Origin of the sequence: Flexivirga meconopsidis, assembly GCF_026162425.1 — a bacterium.
GTDB classification, from domain to species: Bacteria; Actinomycetota; Actinomycetes; order Actinomycetales; family Dermatophilaceae; genus Flexivirga; species Flexivirga meconopsidis.
Window position 1 is genome coordinate 16,771 of record NZ_JAOBQJ010000006.1, and the last position, 18,882, is coordinate 35,652.

18 protein-coding genes are annotated in these 18,882 nt (G+C 68.7%); 12 read left to right on the forward strand and 6 right to left on the reverse strand.

Features of this window, described 5'->3' with window-relative positions; all coding sequences use genetic code 11:
* Window positions 1–3 precede the first annotated feature (3 nt).
* The 3 genes from ectB to thpD are packed head-to-tail and all read left to right on the forward strand — an operon-like array spanning window position 4 to window position 2,655.
* Window positions 4–1,290 (forward strand): diaminobutyrate--2-oxoglutarate transaminase, encoded by a 1,287-nt coding sequence (gene ectB / locus N2M23_RS19340; RefSeq protein WP_265447826.1) that lies wholly within the window; start codon window positions 4–6, stop codon window positions 1,288–1,290.
* A gap of 46 nt (window positions 1,291–1,336) precedes the next feature.
* Complete coding sequence (locus N2M23_RS19345) at window positions 1,337–1,738, forward strand: ectoine synthase (protein ID WP_265447827.1); 402 nt, start codon at window positions 1,337–1,339, stop codon at window positions 1,736–1,738.
* Between the two features lie 20 nt (window positions 1,739–1,758).
* The gene (thpD, locus tag N2M23_RS19350) at window positions 1,759–2,655 is read left to right on the forward strand and encodes an ectoine hydroxylase (protein ID WP_265447829.1); all 897 of its coding nucleotides are present in this window, start codon (window positions 1,759–1,761) and stop codon (window positions 2,653–2,655) included.
* Between the two features lie 18 nt (window positions 2,656–2,673).
* Here the strand turns inward: thpD and N2M23_RS19355 are convergent, their stop codons facing one another.
* The 3 genes from N2M23_RS19355 to N2M23_RS19365 all read right to left on the reverse strand — a co-directional run bounded on the left by N2M23_RS19355 (window position 2,674) and on the right by N2M23_RS19365 (window position 6,941).
* Window positions 2,674–3,933: a YihY/virulence factor BrkB family protein gene (locus N2M23_RS19355; RefSeq protein WP_265447830.1), complete on the reverse strand. Its 1,260-nt coding sequence runs from the start codon at window positions 3,931–3,933 to the stop codon at window positions 2,674–2,676.
* A gap of 136 nt (window positions 3,934–4,069) precedes the next feature.
* Window positions 4,070–5,626 (reverse strand): acyl-CoA carboxylase subunit beta, encoded by a 1,557-nt coding sequence (locus N2M23_RS19360; RefSeq protein WP_265447832.1) that lies wholly within the window; start codon window positions 5,624–5,626, stop codon window positions 4,070–4,072.
* Between the two features lie 133 nt (window positions 5,627–5,759).
* Complete coding sequence (locus tag N2M23_RS19365) at window positions 5,760–6,941, reverse strand: acyl-CoA dehydrogenase family protein (protein ID WP_265447833.1); 1,182 nt, start codon at window positions 6,939–6,941, stop codon at window positions 5,760–5,762.
* Window positions 6,942–7,021: 80 nt separating this feature from the next.
* Here N2M23_RS19365 and N2M23_RS19370 point away from each other — a divergent pair, with 80 nt between their 5' ends.
* The 6 genes from N2M23_RS19370 (at window position 7,022) to N2M23_RS19395 (ending at window position 13,153) form a co-directional block, all read left to right on the forward strand.
* On the forward strand, window positions 7,022–7,423 hold the full coding sequence (locus tag N2M23_RS19370; RefSeq protein WP_265447834.1) for a MerR family transcriptional regulator: 402 nt from the start codon (window positions 7,022–7,024) through the stop codon (window positions 7,421–7,423).
* 92 nt (window positions 7,424–7,515) lie between these two features.
* The gene (locus N2M23_RS19375; protein WP_265447835.1) at window positions 7,516–8,424 is read left to right on the forward strand and encodes an SMP-30/gluconolactonase/LRE family protein; all 909 of its coding nucleotides are present in this window, start codon (window positions 7,516–7,518) and stop codon (window positions 8,422–8,424) included.
* A gap of 63 nt (window positions 8,425–8,487) precedes the next feature.
* Complete coding sequence (locus N2M23_RS19380; protein ID WP_265447836.1) at window positions 8,488–9,456, forward strand: cutinase family protein; 969 nt, start codon at window positions 8,488–8,490, stop codon at window positions 9,454–9,456.
* 45 nt (window positions 9,457–9,501) lie between these two features.
* Window positions 9,502–10,380: an AAA family ATPase gene (locus tag N2M23_RS19385; protein ID WP_265447837.1), complete on the forward strand. Its 879-nt coding sequence runs from the start codon at window positions 9,502–9,504 to the stop codon at window positions 10,378–10,380.
* Window positions 10,364–11,839, forward strand: a complete 1,476-nt coding sequence (locus N2M23_RS19390) for a VWA domain-containing protein (RefSeq protein ID WP_265447838.1) — start codon at window positions 10,364–10,366, stop codon at window positions 11,837–11,839. The genes N2M23_RS19385 and N2M23_RS19390 overlap by 17 nt, the downstream gene beginning before the upstream one ends.
* A 48-nt stretch (window positions 11,840–11,887) precedes the next feature.
* Window positions 11,888–13,153: a hypothetical protein gene (locus N2M23_RS19395; protein ID WP_265447840.1), complete on the forward strand. Its 1,266-nt coding sequence runs from the start codon at window positions 11,888–11,890 to the stop codon at window positions 13,151–13,153.
* 16 nt (window positions 13,154–13,169) lie between these two features.
* On the opposite strand, the gene N2M23_RS19400 is transcribed toward N2M23_RS19395, so the two are convergent.
* Together N2M23_RS19400 and N2M23_RS19405 are read right to left on the reverse strand one after the other, a co-directional pair.
* On the reverse strand, window positions 13,170–14,432 hold the full coding sequence (locus N2M23_RS19400) for a serine/threonine-protein kinase (RefSeq protein ID WP_265447841.1): 1,263 nt from the start codon (window positions 14,430–14,432) through the stop codon (window positions 13,170–13,172).
* 211 nt (window positions 14,433–14,643) lie between these two features.
* A complete protein-coding gene (locus tag N2M23_RS19405; RefSeq protein ID WP_265447842.1) occupies window positions 14,644–15,504 on the reverse strand; it encodes an aldo/keto reductase in 861 nt (286 codons plus the stop codon).
* 114 nt (window positions 15,505–15,618) lie between these two features.
* Between N2M23_RS19405 and N2M23_RS19410 the strand changes: the two genes are divergently transcribed.
* Complete coding sequence (locus N2M23_RS19410) at window positions 15,619–17,391, forward strand: acetyl/propionyl/methylcrotonyl-CoA carboxylase subunit alpha (RefSeq protein ID WP_265447843.1); 1,773 nt, start codon at window positions 15,619–15,621, stop codon at window positions 17,389–17,391.
* Window positions 17,392–17,622: 231 nt separating this feature from the next.
* Here N2M23_RS19410 and N2M23_RS19415 read toward each other — a convergent pair whose 3' ends face one another.
* Window positions 17,623–18,276 (reverse strand): TetR/AcrR family transcriptional regulator, encoded by a 654-nt coding sequence (locus tag N2M23_RS19415; protein ID WP_265447845.1) that lies wholly within the window; start codon window positions 18,274–18,276, stop codon window positions 17,623–17,625.
* A gap of 144 nt (window positions 18,277–18,420) precedes the next feature.
* Here N2M23_RS19415 and N2M23_RS19420 point away from each other — a divergent pair, with 144 nt between their 5' ends.
* Window positions 18,421–18,600 (forward strand): hypothetical protein, encoded by a 180-nt coding sequence (locus tag N2M23_RS19420; RefSeq protein ID WP_265447846.1) that lies wholly within the window; start codon window positions 18,421–18,423, stop codon window positions 18,598–18,600.
* A gap of 98 nt (window positions 18,601–18,698) precedes the next feature.
* On the forward strand, window positions 18,699–18,878 hold the full coding sequence (locus N2M23_RS19425) for a hypothetical protein (protein WP_265447848.1): 180 nt from the start codon (window positions 18,699–18,701) through the stop codon (window positions 18,876–18,878).
* Window positions 18,879–18,882 lie beyond the last annotated feature (4 nt).

Sequence of the window (18,882 nt, forward strand, 5' to 3'; positions counted from 1 at the left end):
CCGATGACGAGCACGGGAACGACGATCTTCGAGACACGCGAATCCCAGGTACGCAGCTACTGCCGCGACTGGCCGGCCGTTTTCGACCGGGCGCACGGTGCGCACCAGTTCACCGAAGACGGCAGCAGCTATCTCGACTTCTTCTCCGGCGCCGGCGCGCTCAACTACGGGCACAACCATCCCGACCTCAAGAAGCGGCTGATCGACTACCTCGCGGGCGACCACGTCGTGCATTCGCTCGACACCTACACCGTCGCCAAGCGCGACTTCCTGCAGACCTTCCAGGACCTGATCCTCACCCCGCGCGGACTTGATCACGTGGTGCAGTTTCCCGGACCGACCGGCACCAACTCGGTCGAGGCAGCATTGAAGATCGCCCGCAAGTGCACTGGACGACAGGGAATCGTCAGCTTCACCAACGCTTTTCACGGTATGACGCTCGGCTCTCTCGCGGTCACGGGCAACTCCATGAAGCGGGCCGGCGCCGGCACCCCGCTCTATCACTCCGACGTGGCGCCCTACGACGACTACTTCGACGGCGAGACACCGGACTTCCTGTGGCTGGACCGCACGTGGAGCGACAGCGGGTCCGGGCTGGAGCTACCCGCCGCCGTGATCGTGGAAACTGTCCAGGGCGAGGGGGGTCTCAAGGCCGCCCGCGCCGAGTGGCTGCGGGCACTGCAGGCACTCTGCCGCCGGCACGGCGTGCTGCTGATCGTCGACGACGTGCAGGCCGGATGCGGCCGCACCGGCACCTTCTTCTCCTTCGAGGAGGCCGGCATCGAACCCGATATCATCTGCCTGTCGAAGTCGATCTCCGGCTACGGACTGCCGATGGCGCTCACTCTGCTGCGGCCCGAGCTCGACCAGTGGGAGCCCGGCGAACACAACGGCACCTTCCGCGGCCACAACCCGGCATTCGTCACCGCCACCGCGGCCCTTGAGCTGTTCTGGGCCGACGACCGCTTCCAGCAGCAGGTGGCCGCCCGTGCCGAGCAACTGCACGCGGGTCTGCAGCGCATCGCCGAGGGCCATGACGGCGCGTGGGTGCGCGGACGTGGCCTGCTCGCCGGAATCGCCTTCGAGGACACCGAGATCGCCGGCCGGGTCCAGGCAGCCGCCTTCGAGCGCGGGCTGCTGGTCGAGACCTCTGGCCCCAGCAGCGAGGTCGTGAAGGTGATGCCGCCGCTGACGATCACCGAGGAAGAGCTCGACGAGGGACTGCACCTGCTCACCAAGGCCTGCGCAGCGGTCGCCGCGCCGGTGCGGGAGTCGGCGCTCGTCGGCTGAGCAGGCCCCGTCATACAGCGGAAAACATTGTGCTGAAAGGACATTCATGAAGGTCATCAACCTGCACGATCTCGACGACACCGACAACGACGTCGAGCACGGCAACTGGCGCAGTCGCCGTTTCGTGCTCGCCAAGGACGGTGTCGGGTTCTCCTTCCACGACACCGTGCTCTACGAGGGCACCGAGTCGGAATTCTGGTATGCCAACCACGTCGAGTGCGTCTACGTGTATGCCGGCCGGGGCACCCTGCTCAACCGCGACACGGGCGAGGAGTTCGCCCTCGAGCCCGGCACGGTCTACCTGCTCGACAAGCACGACAAGCACACCGTGCGCGTGCAGGAGGAGATCCACTGCGCCTGCGTGTTCAACCCGCCGGTGACCGGCCGCGAGGTGCACGACGAGAACGGCGTGTACCCCGTCATTCACGAGGAAGCAGCAGCCGTCTGACCACAGCGGAAAGGAGAGGTATGACGACCGCACCCACCACGACCGACCACTACCCGACCCGACTGGACGACCAGCCCCGCGTGCTGCCGCGCACCGGGCCGGTCGTGCACGGATCCGCCGACGACGGCCCACTCGACACCGTCACGCTGCAGCGCTTCGACGACACTGGTTACCTGATGATCGACCAGCTGGTCACAGGCGACGAACTTGCAGCGATGCGAAGGGAATTGACCCGCATGTCGTCCGACGACGCGGTGCGTGCCGACGAGCGCACAGTGATCGAGGCGAAATCGCAGGAGGTGCGCAGCATCTTCGACGTGCACCTGACCAGCCCCGTTTTCGGTGCCATCGCGCGCGACCGCCGGGTCGTCGACCGCGCACGGCAGCTGTTGGGTTCGGACGTCTACATCCACCAGAGCCGGGTCAACGCCAAGCCTGCCTTCGAGGGCAAGGATTTCTTCTGGCACTCCGACTTCGAGACCTGGCACGCCGAGGACGGCATGCCCGGCCCGCGGGCGGTGAGCATCTCGATCTCGCTCACCGACAACCACTCCTTCAACGGTCCGCTGATGATCATGCCGGGCTCCCATCGCAGCTACGTGTCCTGTGTCGGCGGCACTCCCGAGGACAACTACAAGAGCTCGCTGGTCATGCAGGGCGCGGGCACGCCCGACCGGCAGACGCTCACGGCGCTGGCCGACGAGCACGGCATCGACGTACTCGAGGGCAGCGCGGGCGGCGCGATCATGTTTGATTCCAACTGCATGCACGCCTCCAACGGCAACGTCACGCCGTTCCCCCGGTCCAACGTGTTCATCGTCTACAACAGCGTCGAGAACACCTGCGTCGAGCCGTATGCCGCGCCGGCGCCCCGGCCGTCCTTCCTCGGCGCGCGGGACTTCACCCCGCTGCACTGACCGCTGATCCGGGCGGTGTCAGCTGCCCTTCGACCACGGACCACGCACCACCGAAGAATCGTCGGCGTCGCGGTCGGTCGGTCGCCTCCGGGTGACCAACGGGATCGTCTGCTCGCTACCGGGATCGAAATCGTCCTCCTCGGACGGACGCTCCGGCAGCCGATGCTGGGCCGCAGGTCTCGTCGCGGGAGTCTTGGCCGGCATCGGCTCGGTGGGGTGCGGGGGCAGGGACTCGACTTCGTTGCCCGGCACACCGTCGTCGTCGAAATCGAGTGGCAGCTCGACCTCTTCGTGACTCGCGCTGTCGTCGACCGGGTCCTCGGATCGGTCGAACGACACATTGATGCGCTCGAAACCCTTGAGCCGGGTCGCCTCGGCGAGGCCGGTGTAGGCGCGGATGTCTCCGGCGGTCAGTCGCACGTTGTCGGTGAACGGCGTGAGCAGCGCGCGCGGCCAGAGCCGCAGCACCCGGACGGCGTCGATCTCCATGCTGATCGCGATCACGACGCCGGCGATGTAGAGGAAGATCATCAGACCGACGACGACCGCGAACTGCCCGGCGATCGCGGTGTTGCGTTGCACCACGTGCTCGACATAGATCCCGCCGACGGTCTGCAGCACCTGCCACATGAGCCCGGCGAAGACCGCGCCCGGTAGCAGGCCCAGAGTCGGGACCCGGCGCGCGGTCGCGATGCGGAAGGCGAAGGTGATCGCGATGACGTCGACCAGGATCGTGCCGACGCGCACCCCGAACGCAGCCAGCCCGGCGAGGTGTATGACGCGAGGCACCACCGAGGTCAGACCGATCGTGGCCAGCAGCGTCGTACCGAGCACCGCGATCAGACCGACCGACTTGCCGCGCGCAGCAAACGGATTGGGCCGCGAGTTGCGCGGCACCTGCCACACCGAGTTGGCGATGTATTGGAACGCCTGAGCCGCGCCGAGCGCACCGTAGAGGGCGACCACGGCGCTGACCGCGATCGAGATCCAGCTCCCGGTGGACGCACTCGGTGCCTTGATCTCGTCACCGATGATCGGGAATTCGCTCAATGCGGATCTGATCAGATCCTGCTGCAGGCCCGGGTTGCCGTCGAGCACGACACCGAGGATCGTGGTCGCGAGGATCAGCATCGGGAAGAGCGACACGAACGCGTAGTAGGCGAACAGCGCGGCCATGAAGTTGCCGAGGTCGTCGAAGAACTTGTAGACGACCGCAATCGGGTAGCCCAGCGGCGGGAACTTCCGCTGGGTCCGGTCGATTGATTCGGCGACGCTCACGGCACAACGGTACCGGCGAGACTCATGAGTCCCGGCCACCCCACGCGTGGTCGGGAGGAACTTCGTGGGGTGAGTGTCGGGGCCCCCGCGAAGTATCCGGAAGGAGCGAAGCGGGGGGAGGAACTTCGTGGGGTGACTAAACCGGAGGTATGGCGCGGCGGCGCTCGCTGAACCGGCGGTCCCGGCGGGAGGCGTAGGCGAGCCGGTGCAACAGCTCGGTGCGCAACGACGACGCCTCGACGACTCCGTCGATGACCAGGTCCGATGCGAGCCGTTCGAGATCGACGTCCTCCAGGTATTCCTCGCGCTTGGCCTGCACGAAGGCCTCCTGCTCGGCCGGGTCCTCGATCTCGGCGATCTTGCCGGCGTACACCGCGTTGACCGCGGCCTCGGGCCCCATCACGGCGATGCGGGCGGTCGGTAGCGCCAGCGTCGCGTCCGGCCCGAAGCCGGGCCCGCCCATGGCGTAGAGGCCCGCGCCATACGCCTTGCGGACCACGATGCAGAACTGCGGCACGGTGGCCTCCGACACCGCCGACACCATCTTGGCGCCGTGCCGGATGATGCCGCCGCGTTCCACCTCGGAGCCGATCATGAAGCCCGGCACGTCGGCCAGGTAGATTAGCGGGATCGAGTAGGCGTCGCACATCCAGATGAAGCGGGCCGCCTTGTCGGCGCTGTCGGTGAAGAGCACGCCGCCCTTGACCATCGAGTTGTTGGCAACGATGCCAACGGTTTTGCCGTCCATGCGGCCGAAGCCGATCACCAGCTCGGGCGCGAAGAGCGGCTTGATCTCGAAGAACGAGTCGTCGTCGATCATCCCGTCGATGACCTCGTGCACGTCGAACGGCTGGCTCTCGATCTCCGGCACAGTGTGCTCGGTGAGTTCGGTCGCCGGCTCCTCCCCCACGTATGACGGGGGTTCGTCGTGCCAGGTGGAGGGCACGTAGGAGAAGAACAACTTGGCCAGCTCGATCGCCTCGGTGTCGTCGGAGGCGAGCAGATCGCCCACGCCGCTGACCGTGCAGTGCATCCGCGCACCGCCCATCTCTTCCAGCGAAACCTTCTCTCCGACAACCATTTCCGCCATACGGGGGCTGCCGAGATACATCGACGCGTTGCCCTCGACCATGATCAGGATGTCGGTGAAGCTCGGGATGTAGGCGCCGCCGGCGGCCGACGGGCCGAACAGGCAGCAGATCTGCGGCACCTTGCCCGACAACGCGACCTGGTTGTGGAAGATGCGCCCCGCGCCGCGGCGGCCCGGGAACAGCTCGACCTGGTCGGTGATGCGGGCGCCGGCCGAATCGACGAACCAGAAGACCGGCAGCTCCTCGCGCAGCGCGGCCTCGGTCGCCCGGACGATCTTCTCGACCGTGCGCGCCCCCCAGGAGCCCGCCTTCACGGTCGGGTCGTTGGCCACCACGATGGCGGGCCGGCCCTCGACCGTGCCCCGGCCGGTGACGACGCCGTCGGCCGGCAGGTTGCCCGCGGTGGCGTTGGCGTAACGGCCGTCCTCGACGAAGGAACCCTCGTCGAAGAGCAGTGAAATCCGCTCGCGCACATAGAGTTTGCCCTGTGAGTCCAGTTTCGCCTGGGCCCGCTCCGGCGCCGTCGCGGACGCCTCGTAGGCCGCGGCCAGCCGCTCGCGGACATCGGCGACCCGCGGGTCGCGGTTCAGTTCGGCGCTCATCGAGTCCCTCGCTCGCACAAAAGTCGACCCTCGGCATACTGACGCGCCGCGGTCGGCCGCATCCTCGGCGTGTTTGCCTGCCGAGGGTCGAGAAATGTCTGCGGCTCCCGGCCCGCGGTCACTGCCTGCTCACTCATGCCGGCAGTCCGAGCCCGCGTGCGATCACCATGCGCTGCACCTCGGAGGTGCCTTCGCCGATCTCGAGGATCTTGGCGTCCCGGTAGAACCGCGCCACCGGATACTCCTCCATGAAGCCGTTGCCGCCGAAGATCTGGGTGGCGATGCGGGTCGCGCTGACCGCGGCCTCGGTCGAGTAGAGCTTGGCGATGGCCGCGGCCTGCTTGACCTCGGCGACCGAACGCCGCTCGGCCTCGAGCTCGTCCTTCAGCCACGCCGCCTTGTAGGTCAGCTGCCGGGATGCCTCGACCATCACGGCCAGGTCCGCGATCTGGAAGGACACACCCTGATTGACCGCGATCGGTTTGCCGAAAGCGGTTCGGGTCTTTGCATATTCGGTGACCGCCTCCAGGCAGGCCTGGGACAACCCGACCGCGAGGGCCGAGATCGCGATGCGGCCGTCGTCCAGCGTCTTGAGGAACTGCTTGAAGCCCTGCCCGCGCTCGCCGAGCAGGTTGCCCTCGGGCACCACGCAATCGGAGAAGGTCAGCCCGTGAGTGTCGGAGATGTGCCAACCGAGCTTGTCGTAGGCGGGCTCGGCGGTGAAGCCCGGCGTGCCGGCCGGCACCATGATCGCGCTGATCTCCGCGCGCCCCTTGTCGTCGGTGCCGGTGCGGGCGGTGACCGTGACGACCGAGGTGATGTCGGTGCCGGAGTTGGTGATGAATGCCTTGGCGCCGTTGATCGTCCAGTTGCCGTCGGCGAGCGTGGCCTTGGTGCGGGTCGCCCCGGCGTCGGAGCCGGCGTCGGGCTCGGTCAGCCCGAAGCCGGCGAGCGCGCGGCCGGCCACCAGGTCCGGCAGGAAGCGCTGCTTCTGCTCGGCGTTGCCGTAGGTCAGGATCGGGTTGATCCCGAGGCCGACACCGGCCGACAGCGTGATGCCGATCGACTGGTCGACCCGGCCGAGCTCCTCGATCGCGAGGCAGAGGTAGGTGAAGCCGCCCTCGGCCAGGCCGGCCCCGCCATACTCCTCCGGCACGACCAGTCCGAAGAGGCCGAGCTCGCCCATCTTCGGGACGAGGTCGGTCGGGAAGTGGTGCTCCCTGTCCCACTGCGCGACGTGCGGCGCGACCTCACGCTCAGCGAAATCCCGCACCAGCCGCCGGAATTCCTCGTGCTCCTTGCTCAGCTCGAACATCCTCGTCCTTCGCAATCTCGAGTGTGTGGGCCGTCACAGAACGCTTGACGTTGACGTAAACGTAAAGCATGATCGCCGGCATGACAACCCCGGACATCGAGACCACCTGGTCGATCGCGCAGCTCGCCGACGAGTTCGGCCTCACCCACCGCACGATCCGGCACTACGAGGAGCTCGGCCTCATCTCACCCGAGCGCCGCGGCACCGTGCGCGTCTTCCATCGACGCGACCGCACCCGCCTCGAGCTGATCGTCCGCGGCAAACGAATCGGCTTCCCGTTGGACGAAATTCGCACAATCATCGACATGTATGACGAGACGCCCGGCGAGTCCGGCCAGCTGGTCTACCTGCTCGACCAAATCGCCGCACGTCGCGCGGAGCTGGAGCTGCGCCGGGCCGACATCGACCGCACGCTCGCCGAGATGGCATCGATGGAGCAGCGCTGCCAAGCCGATCTCAGCAAGCTGCGCGGCGCACGGTAATAATTTACGTATTACTTACCCTTACAGCTGTTCCCTTTACGTCGGAGCCTGGCTAGCGTCGGTCGCATCACCGGATCGACGAAAGACCCCCGATGAAGAAGCGACTACTCGCCCCGCTCCTGCTCACCGCACTGATCGCTCCCGCCTCCGCCGCCGAGGCCGCCCCGGCACCGGCAGACATCACGTCGAACTCGATCACCCGCACCCTGACCGACGCCGCCACCCGCGCGGCAACCGACATCCCTGCCACCGCGACCGACGGCCGGGCCACCATCGCGGCACTCGGCACCTGGGCCGAAAACTCGGTGCGCCTGCCGAACGGCCACCTGATCGTCACCACCCAGAGCGTCAACGAGATCGACCCGGCAACCGGCGAGGTCACGACGCTCACGCCTGACTACGGTGCGCTGCTCGGCGGCATCGTCGTGCAGGGCAACACGCTCTACTACCTGGTCGGCAACGGCGGCGACGCGTCGAGCAAGCCGATCGGCACGCTGATGGCGCTCGACCTGCGCACCCGTCAGACCCGAGAGGTGCTCACCGGCTTCAACCAGGTGAACGGCCTGGTCGGCCTCCCGGACGGGTCGCTCGCCTTCACCGTGATCCTCGGCGACGGAGCCGGCGTCTGGCGCACCGACCCTGCCAAGACGACGGCCCGCCGGATCTCCTCCTCGATCCGCACCCCGGACGGCATCACCGCGATCGGCAACCAGCTCTACGTGTCGGCGATCCTCAAGGGCGAGGTCTGGAAGGTCGACGCCGACACCGGCGCCACCACTCTGACGGCCAACTGGGTGCCACTGCCGGACGACCTGACCGCGATGCCGGACGGCTACCTCTACCAGGCCACCGAGGCCGGGCCGCTCTGGAAGATCGACCCGGCCACCGGCCGGCGCACCGTGCAGGCGTTCGTCGTCGGGGCCACCAGTGCCAAGCCGTATGACACGAACTCCCTCACCGTCACCGACCTCTTCGGCAACGTCCAGCGCCTGCCGATCTGAGTCCCGTCAAGCCCCTCGTCCCACCCCGGACAAATCACCGAAAACCGTTCAAGGAGAGACATCGTGCGACCCCTCAGCAGAACCCTCGCCGCCCTGGCGACAGCCGCGACCGCCACCACCGGCCTGGCGGCCGTGAGCGTCGGCACCGCACCGACCGCGAGTGCGGCCGGCTGCAGCAACAAGATCTTCCTCGTCGACGGCTACAAGAGCGGCGAGAGCGCCGCCAGCTTCGGCGGCCCCAGCATGAGCAACGTGGCGTCCGCGCCGGGTTGGGACCGGGAGATCTTCTACTACCAGAACGGCATCATCCCGGTCATCGACCCGACCACGCTCAACAACACCGTCGCCAAGGCGGTCCCGAGCCTGGAGCGCAAGGCGGTCGACTACCACAACGCCTGCCCCAGCGCGAAGATCGCCTTCATGGGCTACTCGTTCGGAGCCCTGGTGGCCGGCAACGTGGTCGAGTCCTTGGCGAACAAGAACGTCATACCGCACAACCAGCTGAACGCAGTGCTGTATGGCGACCCGCGCCGCGCCCCGCAGGCAAAGGGCATCGAGGGCCCGGCCGGTGGCGTGCTGACCATGCTGCCCAACCTGCCGACCATCGACGCGCCGGGCCCGCGCAACTTCCGGGACGTCGATGTCAGCGAGGTGTGCAACCAGAACGACGTCATCTGCAACGCCGCCAACCCGTTCACCAACGCGCTCGCGGTCGCCAACGAGGTGCAGGGCTACCGCAGCGGGGACCACGGCTATCGGTTCAACCCGTTCGGCGCGGACTCCCACCCCGGCGACCACTACATCCCGCAGGCCCCGCGGATCAATTACGGTGCTCCGCTGCCGATCCCGGCGCCGACACCGAACGCGTTGTTGAAGGACAACGCGCTGTGGAATTCCACCGTCAAGGCAATCGGTGACGTCATCGACGGCGCTGTCGCGGGCCAGTTGCTCAGCCGCTTCGGGGTGCCAGGAGCCAACCAGCTCGCCTTGCCGATCGACGGTCTGATCGCGGAAGCCGGCGTCAGTAACTAACGGATCGCCATGGCCGGTCGCGGCGTCATACGCGAGGATGTACTCATGAGTACGCCCGTCTTCACCAGCGTCGACGACGCCCGCGACCGGCTGGCCGCCACCGGTTACCTGCCGTCGGACGCGATCGCGACCACGGTCTACCTCGCGGCCACGCTCGGCCGGCCCCTGCTCATCGAGGGGCCGGCCGGTGTCGGCAAGACCGCCCTCGCCGGCGCCCTCGCCTCCGCGACCGGCAACCGGCTGGTGCGACTGCAGTGCTATGAGGGCGTCGACGAGGCGCGCGCGCTCTACGAGTGGAACCACGCCAAGCAGCTGTTGCGGATCTCCGCCGAGCAGCGCGGCGACTGGGAGGACGTGCGCACCGACATCTTCGGCGAGGAGTTCCTGCTCGCCCGGCCACTGCTGACCGCGGTGCGCAGCGAGCAACCGGTCGTGCTGCTGATCGACGAGCTCGACAAGGCCGATGAGGAGATGGAGGGGCTGCTGCTGGAGCTGCTCTCGGAGTTCCAGGTGACCATCCCCGAGCTCGGCACCATACGAGCGCGCCACCGGCCGCTCGTCGTACTCACCTCCAACGCCACCCGTGAGCTGTCCGAGGCACTGCGGCGCCGCTGCCTCTTCCTGCACATCGACTACCCGGACGCGAGTTTGGAGCAGCGCATCGTGCAATCGCACGTGCCCGACCTGGACGACGTCCTCGCCGAATCCCTGGTGCGCGTCGTCGGCGCGCTGCGCAGGCTCGAGCTGCGCAAGGCGCCGTCGGTCGCCGAGACCGTCGACTGGGCCGGCACGCTGCTCAGTCTCGGGGCTGACCGGCTCGACCCGCGGCTGGTGCGCAACAGCCTCGGCGTGGTGCTCAAACACCAGAGCGACATCGAGCTCGCCCACGCGAAGCTGGATCTCGATCGTGAACTTGCCGGCTGAGACGGCCGAAACCGAAACACTGCCAGCGCGATTCGTGGCGTTGGGCGAAGCGATGCGCGCTCACGGCATGCGGGTCGGCACCAGCGAGGTGACCGATGCGGCCCGGGTCGCGGACGCGCTCGGCTTCGATCGCCGCGAGCGCCTGCGAGCCGGCGTCGCAGCCGCGATGCTGCGGCGCAGCGACGACCGGTCGGCGTTCGACCAGCTCTTCGACATCTACTTCCCGGCTGCCGCCGGGCGCCGTATGACGGGAGCCCCGGCCGCGGCACTGGACGCCGACGAGTTGCGCGACCGACTCGCTCACGCGCTCGCGACCGGCGACCTGGCCGCGGCCGAGCAACTGGCCGCCGCCGCAGTCGAACTCCTCGGCCGGGTCGGCGACGAAGCGGCCGGCTGGAGCGCCGCGCAAACCCTGGACGCCCTGGCGCCGCAACGGGCGATCTCGGCCGCCGAGGAGTTGCTGCGCGGTGACGGCCCCGGCGCGGGTTCAGGCCCCGGCAGCGGCCAGGGCACCGGTGGCGCGGCCGACGCCGACACCGACTGGGCGATAAACCCCTGGGATCGGCAGCCGCGCCGCCCGGAGCGGTTCACCGACCGGGTCGACCGCGATCAGTTGCGGGCCGGTGTCGAGGCGTTCCGCCGCCAGGTCGAGACCGAGAGCCGGCGTCGCAGCGCCGAGGTGCGCGACCGCGAGCGGATCGCGCGCCTCGGCATACCCCCGTCGATCCGGCAACGCGACTTCCTGACCGCCGGCAGCGACCAGTTGCACCAGCTGCGGCGCGAGCTCGACCCGTTGACCCGCAAGCTCGCCGCCCGGCTGACCTCCCGGGAGCGTGCCGGGCGCGGAGCGGTCGACGTGCGCCGCACACTGCGCGCGTCGATGTCGACCGGCGGGGTGCCGATCGATCCGGTCTATCAGCGCCGGGCGCCGCACCGACCGGACCTGGTCCTGCTCGCCGATCTGTCCGGCTCGGTCGGCGGCTTCTCCAGCTTCACCATGCTGCTGATGCAGGCGCTGCACCAGCACTTCCGAAAGGTGCGCATCTTCGGCTTCGTCAGCAGCACCGCTGAGATCACCGACGTGGTGCGTGAGCTGCCGCCCGGCACCTCGCTGACCAGTTGGGCACTCAGCACGCCCGACCTCATCGGTCGCGGCACCAACTCCAACTACGGCTGGGCGCTGCGCACCTTCGTGCGAGGCCACCTCGACGCGCTCGGCCGGCGCTCGACCGTGCTGGTGCTCGGCGACGCGCGGGGCAACTTCGCCGACCCGAACACCGCCGACCTGCACCGCATCGCCGACCGGGCCAGACACCTGACCTGGCTCAACCCGGAGCCGGAAGTGCTCTGGCGGCAAGGGGATTCGGCCGCCTCCCTCTATGGCCGGATCGCTCCGATGCACGAGTGCCGCAATCTGGAACAGCTGCGTGACTTCGTGGCGCGCACGCTGCCCATTTGAGACATCCGCAAAAGTTCGATGGCCTGCCCCGGCATACTGTCCCGCATCATGCGACTGCGAAAACTTGCCGCCGTGCCCGCGCTGCTGCTGACCGGACTCGCGGCCAGTCCGGTTGCGTTCGCCGAGACGGCAAGCCCGAGCGCGGCCCCCGGCGCCCAGCCGGTGCAGTTCAGCACCGCGCTCGGCGACGCGCCGGTGCTCTCCCCCGGTCGGATCGCGACGCAGGCACCGACCGGGAACACCACGACCTACGCGACGATCAAGCGCCCGGCGGGCGGCTCGGTCACCGTCGCCGTCCTGGGCGCGGTCAAGGCGAATATCACCAGCGCCGACGGCAAGACCGACTGCTCGTCGAGCGACTCCAGCTCCTTCGAGGCAGTGAGCGGTTACTCCTTCATCTTCCTGGACGGCGCCGCCACCAAGCGACAGTCCTACGTCGACAGCAGCTGCGACGGCTTGACCGACCTGCGCCTCACGCTCAAGGCACCGGACCCGAGCAGCACGACGTCATCATCGAGCAGCGCACCGCCCGACCGCGACGTGCAGCTTGTGCTCACTCAGGAACCCAAAATCACCAAGCTCGGATCCGCCACGCCCGCAACCGGATTCAGCGAGATCACCGCAGCGTCGAAGTCGACCTCCGGACCCGACCGGACGCTCAGCGACCAGTTGCTCGCACCGGACACGCTGACGCCGGGCAGCTACCCGGTGGCGCTCCAGCCGGGCAAGCTCGCCGTCGCCCGGGTGCGCGTCGGTTGGGGGCAGCGGCTCGCGGCGTCGGTCGACGCTCCGCGCAACGGCTCCAACATCGCACCCGCGACCTCGCTGGGCGTCGCGTTGACCTTCTTCAGCCCACAACTGGCCCAGGTCAGCCGCGGCGCCACCGGCGTGCTGAGCAAGAACAGCGCCGAGCAGCAGACCGTCGGCAGTTACACCCCGACGGTCAACGCCGCCAACCGGCAGTTGGACTACGGCAACGACACCGGAGACATCGGCATCGGCTCGGCGCAGTGGACGACGGCCGCCGGCTGGTACACCGTGGCCATCTACGTCAAGCCGCTGGACGACAAGGAACCCAACCCGAGCAAGCCGGTGCCGGCCCGGCTCAACCTCGAGGTGGTCGGCAACCCGGCCACCGGCCCGACGTATGCCGATGCCGCCGGCGCGGCCGTCACCGCTCCGCCGGCAAGCCAGCTGTCGATCGGCGGGGCCGACTCGAGCGGCGGTGGTTCGGCGCTGCCGAAGATCGGCATCAGCGCACTGATCGTCGCTGCCGCCGTCGGCGTCGTGGTCTGGCTGCGCCGCCTGGGCTGACCGGCGGCGCGTCGCGCTATTTGACCCGCTGCCAGGTGTATTCGCTGCCCTGGGCGGTGCAGACGAGGAGGTTCTTGCCGGAGCTGTCGGCCTCGGTGGTGCCGGCGTCCTGCCATTGGCAGGTGCCGCCGAGCTTCGCGGCCCCGGGCGTCAGCTTGCTCGGCTCGCTGCCCTGCGGCCACCAGACGAATGCCAGGGCAGCGAGCGCGACGAGCGGCGCCGCGATCAGCCCGGCGAGCCTCGCGCGCTTGCTCGGATCGCCGGCTGGTGCGTTCCCGTGCGTCGAAGCAGCTCCCACCGGATGCGCGCCACGGGTCGGCTGCTGGTGGCTGCCCTCGACCTGGGTGGGTTCGCCGCTCATCGGTGCACCGCCGGGTTGCAGCGGGGTCGCGGTTTGCCCGAAGGGGGCGGTGCCGGTCGCGTCAAAACTCTGCGCCCGGGTGCGCTCCGGGTCGGAGTCGACCCGGCGTGGCACGCTGATCGCGGTCTGTGGCACCCAGTCGAGGTCTGGCCCGGAGAGGGCACCTGCCGCGGCCGCGGCCGACGGCGGGCGCCCTGCCGGGTCGGGGTCGGCGAGGTCCACGACGACTCGCCACAACTGGTCGGGCACGTGGGTGGGGCGGACCGGCAGATCGTCGCGATGCCGCCTGTTGTCGCCGGCCTTCTCACCCGAAAGCAGTTGCAGCGCAACGATTCCCGTCGCGTAGAGGTCCCAACTGGGCTCGGGGTCGCCACCGCGCAGTTGCTCCGGCGCAAGGTAGCCGGGCGTGCCGAGCACGACGGCCTGCGTCGTCATACGGGGTGAGTCGACCGGCACGGCGATGCCGAAGTCGGTCAGGCGAAGCTGCGGCCGGTCGGTGCCGGTCGCCGCGAGCAGCAGGTTGGCCGGCTTCACGTCACGGTGGACGACACCGGCTTGATGCACCGCGTCCAGCGCGGCGAGGAGTTGCCGGACCAACTCTGCGACATACATCGGTGGCAGGGTGCGGTGCCCGTCGCGCATCAGATCGCTGACCGAACCACCGTCGACCAGCGGCATCGTGAAGAGCACGCGGTCGTCCTCACCGGCCCAGCCGAGCGGTGTGACGACGTTGGGGTGGTGGATGCGCACGCCCTGCTCACGCATGAAACGCAGCAGCGACCCTGCGTCGGACTGGCGCAGCACCTTGGCGGCCAGCAACTGGTCGTGCTTGCGATCGTGCACCTGCCACACCGAGCCCATGCCGCCCTCGCCGATGATGTCGACGAGCTCGTAGCGTCCCGCGAAAACCTCTCCCACGGCTCAGCAGCATGCCAGGTCACCGGATACGGGCACGGCCCGACCGCCGGACTCGGCCCGCGAAAACCGGACTGGTGCCACCAAACCCCGACTTGTCACGTGCAGGAACACGTGACAAGTCGGGGTTTGACGTGACAAGTCACCGATCACGTGACAAGTCGGGGTTTGACGTGACAAGTCACCGATTACGTGACAAGTGACGACAAGTGACTCAGGCCAGGTTGAACGTCTTCGGGTCCGGGCCGGTGCGCTGGCCCTTGTCCAGCCCCTTGATCGCGGCCAGGTCCTGCTCGTCCAGCTCGAAGTCGAAGATGTCGAAGTTCTGCGCGATGCGCTCGGGCGTCACCGACTTCGGGATCACCACGTTGCCGAGCTGCAGGTGCCAGCGCAGGATGACCTGGGCCGGGGTCTTGCCGTGCTTGTCGGCGATGCCCTTGATCGTCTCGTCGGTCAGCACGTCGCCACCGGACGCCAGCGGGCTCCACGCCTCGGTCACGATGTCGTTGGCGGCGTGGAAGTCGCGCAGCTGCTGCTGCTGCAGGTAGGGGTGCAGCTCGATCTGGTTGACCGCCGGGAACTCCCCGAGCTCGTCCTTGACCCGCTGCAGATGCTCGACCTCGAAGTTGCACACGCCCGCGACGCGGATCTTGCCCTCGTCGCGCAGCTTCAGCAGCGCGCGGAAGGTGTCGACGTAGCGGTCGCGCTCCGGCGTCGGCCAGTGCACGAGGTAGAGGTCGACCGGGGTGTCCTTGCCGAGGCGCTCGTGCGAGCCCTCGAAGGCCGCGAGGGTCTCGTCATACCCCTGGTCGGAGTTCCACAGCTTGGTGGTCAGGAAGATCTGGTCGCGCGGCACGTCGGAGGACGCGAGCGCCTTGCCGACGCCGTCCTCGTTCTCGTAGGCCTTGGCGGTGTCGATGTGCCGATAGCCGTCCTGCAGCGCGGTCTGGATGGCGCCGCCGACCTGGTCGTCGGGCACCTGCCAGACGCCGAAGCCGAGCTGTGGGATCTCCACGGTGCCATCGCCTGCGCGCAGTGGAACGGTCGGGACAGGATTGGTGGTGTTGTCCGTCATGTCTGTGCCAACCTCACTCATCGTCGTTGTATGCCGTGACACGCGCATGTTCTCACCAATCCAATGCGTGATCCGCGTCACCGGCCGACCAGGTCGCTGGCTAGAGTCGGGCCCATGCCGCAACTGCACAAGGTCCTGATCGCCAACCGTGGTGAGATCGCCGTCCGGGTCGCGCGCGCCTGCGCGGACGCCGGCATCGGTTCGGTCGCCGTCTACGCCGACCCGGACCGCGACGCCATCCACGTCACGGCCGCCGACGAGGCCTACTCGCTCGGCGGTTCGACACCCGGCGACTCCTACCTGGTGCAGGAGAAACTGCTTGCGGTTGCTCAGGATTCAGGCGCCGACGCGGTGCACCCCGGCTACGGCTTCCTCTCCGAGAACGCCGAGTTCGCCCAAGCCGTGATCGACGCCGGGCTGACCTGGATCGGCCCGCCGCCGCAGGCCATCGACTCCCTCGGCGACAAGGTCAAGGCACGTCACATCGCCACCAAGGCCGGCGCCCCGCTCGTGCCCGGCACCAAGGACCCGGTCGCCGACGCCGACGAGGTCGTGGCCTTCGCCAAGGAGCACGGCCTGCCGGTCGCGATCAAGGCCGCGTATGGCGGGGGCGGCCGCGGCCTGAAGGTCGCCCGCACGATCGAGGAGATCCCCGAGCTGTTCGACTCGGCGGTCCGCGAGGCAGTGACCGCCTTCGGTCGCGGCGAGTGCTTCGTGGAGCGCTTCCTGGACAAGCCCCGGCACGTGGAGACCCAGTGCCTGGCCGACGAGCACGGCAACGTGGTCGTGGTCTCGACCCGCGACTGCTCGCTGCAGCGCCGCAACCAGAAGCTGGTCGAGGAGGCGCCTGCGCCATACCTGTCCGAAGCGCAGCACGCCGAACTCGTCCGCGCCTCGAAGGCGATCCTCGCCGAAGCCGGCTACGTCGGCGCCGGCACCTGCGAGTTCCTGATCGGGCAGGACGGCGCGATCAGCTTCCTTGAGGTCAACACCCGGCTGCAGGTCGAGCACCCGGTCTCCGAAGAGGTCACCGGCATCGACCTGGTGCGCGAGCAGTTCCGCATCGCACAGGGCGAGCAGCTGGGCTACGCCGACCCCGAGCCGCACGCGCACTCCTTCGAATTCCGCATCAACGGCGAGGACGCCGGCCGCGGCTTCCTGCCCGCACCGGGCACCGTCGAGGTCTTCAAGGCACCGGGCGGTCCCGGCGTGCGGGTCGACTCCGGCGTCGTGTCCGGTGACGTCATCGGCGGCGCCTTCGACTCGATGCTGGCCAAGCTCATCGTCACCGGCCGCACCCGCGCCGAAGCACTCGAACGCTCCCGCCGCGCCCTTGCCGAAATGGTCGTCGACGGCATGCCGACCGTGCTGCCCTTCCACCGCGCGGTCGTCGCGGACCCGGCATTCGCGACCGACGACGAGACACCGTTCAGCGTGCACACCCGGTGGATCGAGACCGAGTTCGACAATCAGATCGAGCCGTATGCCGGCACCCCCTCCGCCGACACCGAGCAGACGCCCCGGCAGACCATCGTGGTCGAGGTCGGCGGCAAACGCCTCGACGTCTCCCTGCCCGGCGACCTGCAGCTCGGCGGTGGCGCAGCAGCAGGCGGCGCCCGCAAGAAGGCACCCAAGCGCACCCGCTCCGGCGGTGGCGGCGCCGCCGCGTCGGGCGACTCCCTCACCGCACCCATGCAGGGCACGATCGTGAAACTCGTGGCGCAGGACGGTCAGACCGTCGAGGCCGGTGAGACCGTCGTGGTGCTCGAGGCGATGAAGATGGAGCAGCCGATCACCGCACACAAGGCCGGCACGATCAGCGGCCTGACCGCCAAGGTCGGCGAAACCGTCTCCGCCGGCGCGGTCCTCGCCGAGATCAAGGACTGACACCCCGGCTCCGCTCGCTTCCCCACCGCCCCGCCCCGCTCCGCCTGCTCCCCCTCCGCTCGCTCCCCCTGCGCCGACAGGCTCATTTATCGCCCAGAGGCTCACTTATCCGGGGCTCGATCTGCCCGGATAAGTGGGCCTTTCGGCAGTAAGTGAGCCTCTCGGCGGAGGGGGTAGTGCGGGGTATGGCGGGGGTAGTGCGGGTAGTGCGGGGCGGAGGGGGGAAGGGCTTCAGCAGGCGCCGTCGCTGCTGTCGATCAGGCTGCGCAGCACCATGTCGACCGTGGAGCGCAGGTAGGCCGGGCGGTCCGCCGGGTTGGTTGCGAGCAGCGCACTGAGCACGACGCCGTCCAGGCTGGCCACGATCGCCTCGGCCCGTCGCCGCGGCTCGGTGCTGTCCCCGCGCCGCACGATCTCTTCCACCAGCACGGTCAGGCCCTCACGCCAGGCGGTGATCGGTCCGCTCAGCGACGGGTTGCGCGCGGCCTCCAGCGCCAACTCGGAGATGGTGATGATGAATTCCGGGTGCACCGACCAACCGAGCAACAGATCGGTGGTCGCCGCGATCGCCGCATCGCGACCCTCGTCGCCGCCCGGGTCCGGCAGCGCGGCCGCCATCTGCTTGACGTCGTCGTTGAGCTTGCCCGCCACGAAGTCGGTGAGCGCGGTCAGCAGCGCGAGCCGGGTGCGGTAGTAGACCGAGCAGGTGCCCTCCGGCAGGCCCGCCTCCCGGTCGACGGCGCGGTGCGTCAGTCCGCGCATCCCCGACTGTCCGACGACGGCGATCGCGCAGGTGAGCAGGTGCTCCTGCCGAGCCTGCGCACCCTCGGGCGCGTTGCTGCTGCGGCGACGACGGTGGTGATGACGCTTGGCGGAGACCGGCATTTGCTCACTTTCTCACGGGCGACCGGTGGTGTGAGCGAGGACACCACGGGTCGAGTTGCGATCGATTCACTACAAGTGTAGTTTCTAAGTCATGACCACTACATCCGTAGTAGTCATCGACAAAGTTTCGACAGGAGTCGAGTCATGGCTGACATCACCACCTTCTTCATCGGCTTCGTGATCATTAACGCGATCGCGCTGGCCCTGTTCGTGGCCTTCGCCGCCACCGAGAGCGTGAAGTTCTTCCGCGCCAACCGCAAGCAGCGGCTGGCCCGTCGCGAGCCCTTCGTGACCTACTACCGCACCCTCGCGCTCGGTCACTGAGCCGTATGCCGGGGCTCCCGCCATACCCGCCCCGCACCCGCGCAGAAGGCCCGCGACCGATCGGTCGCGGGCCTTCGCCGTCCCGGTAGGTTGGCGGGATGTTCTGGAGCGTGGTCGCCCTCGTCGTCGCCGTCGTGCTGGTCGTCGGCTTCATCCGGGTGGTGCGTCCGAAGCTGCGCGAGCAGCGGCACCGCAAGTGGGAGCAGGAGGGCCTGCTCCCCCACCAGGTCGACCCCTACGCGCCACGCGAGGACGACCGGCCTGACCCGCGGGGCTGACCCG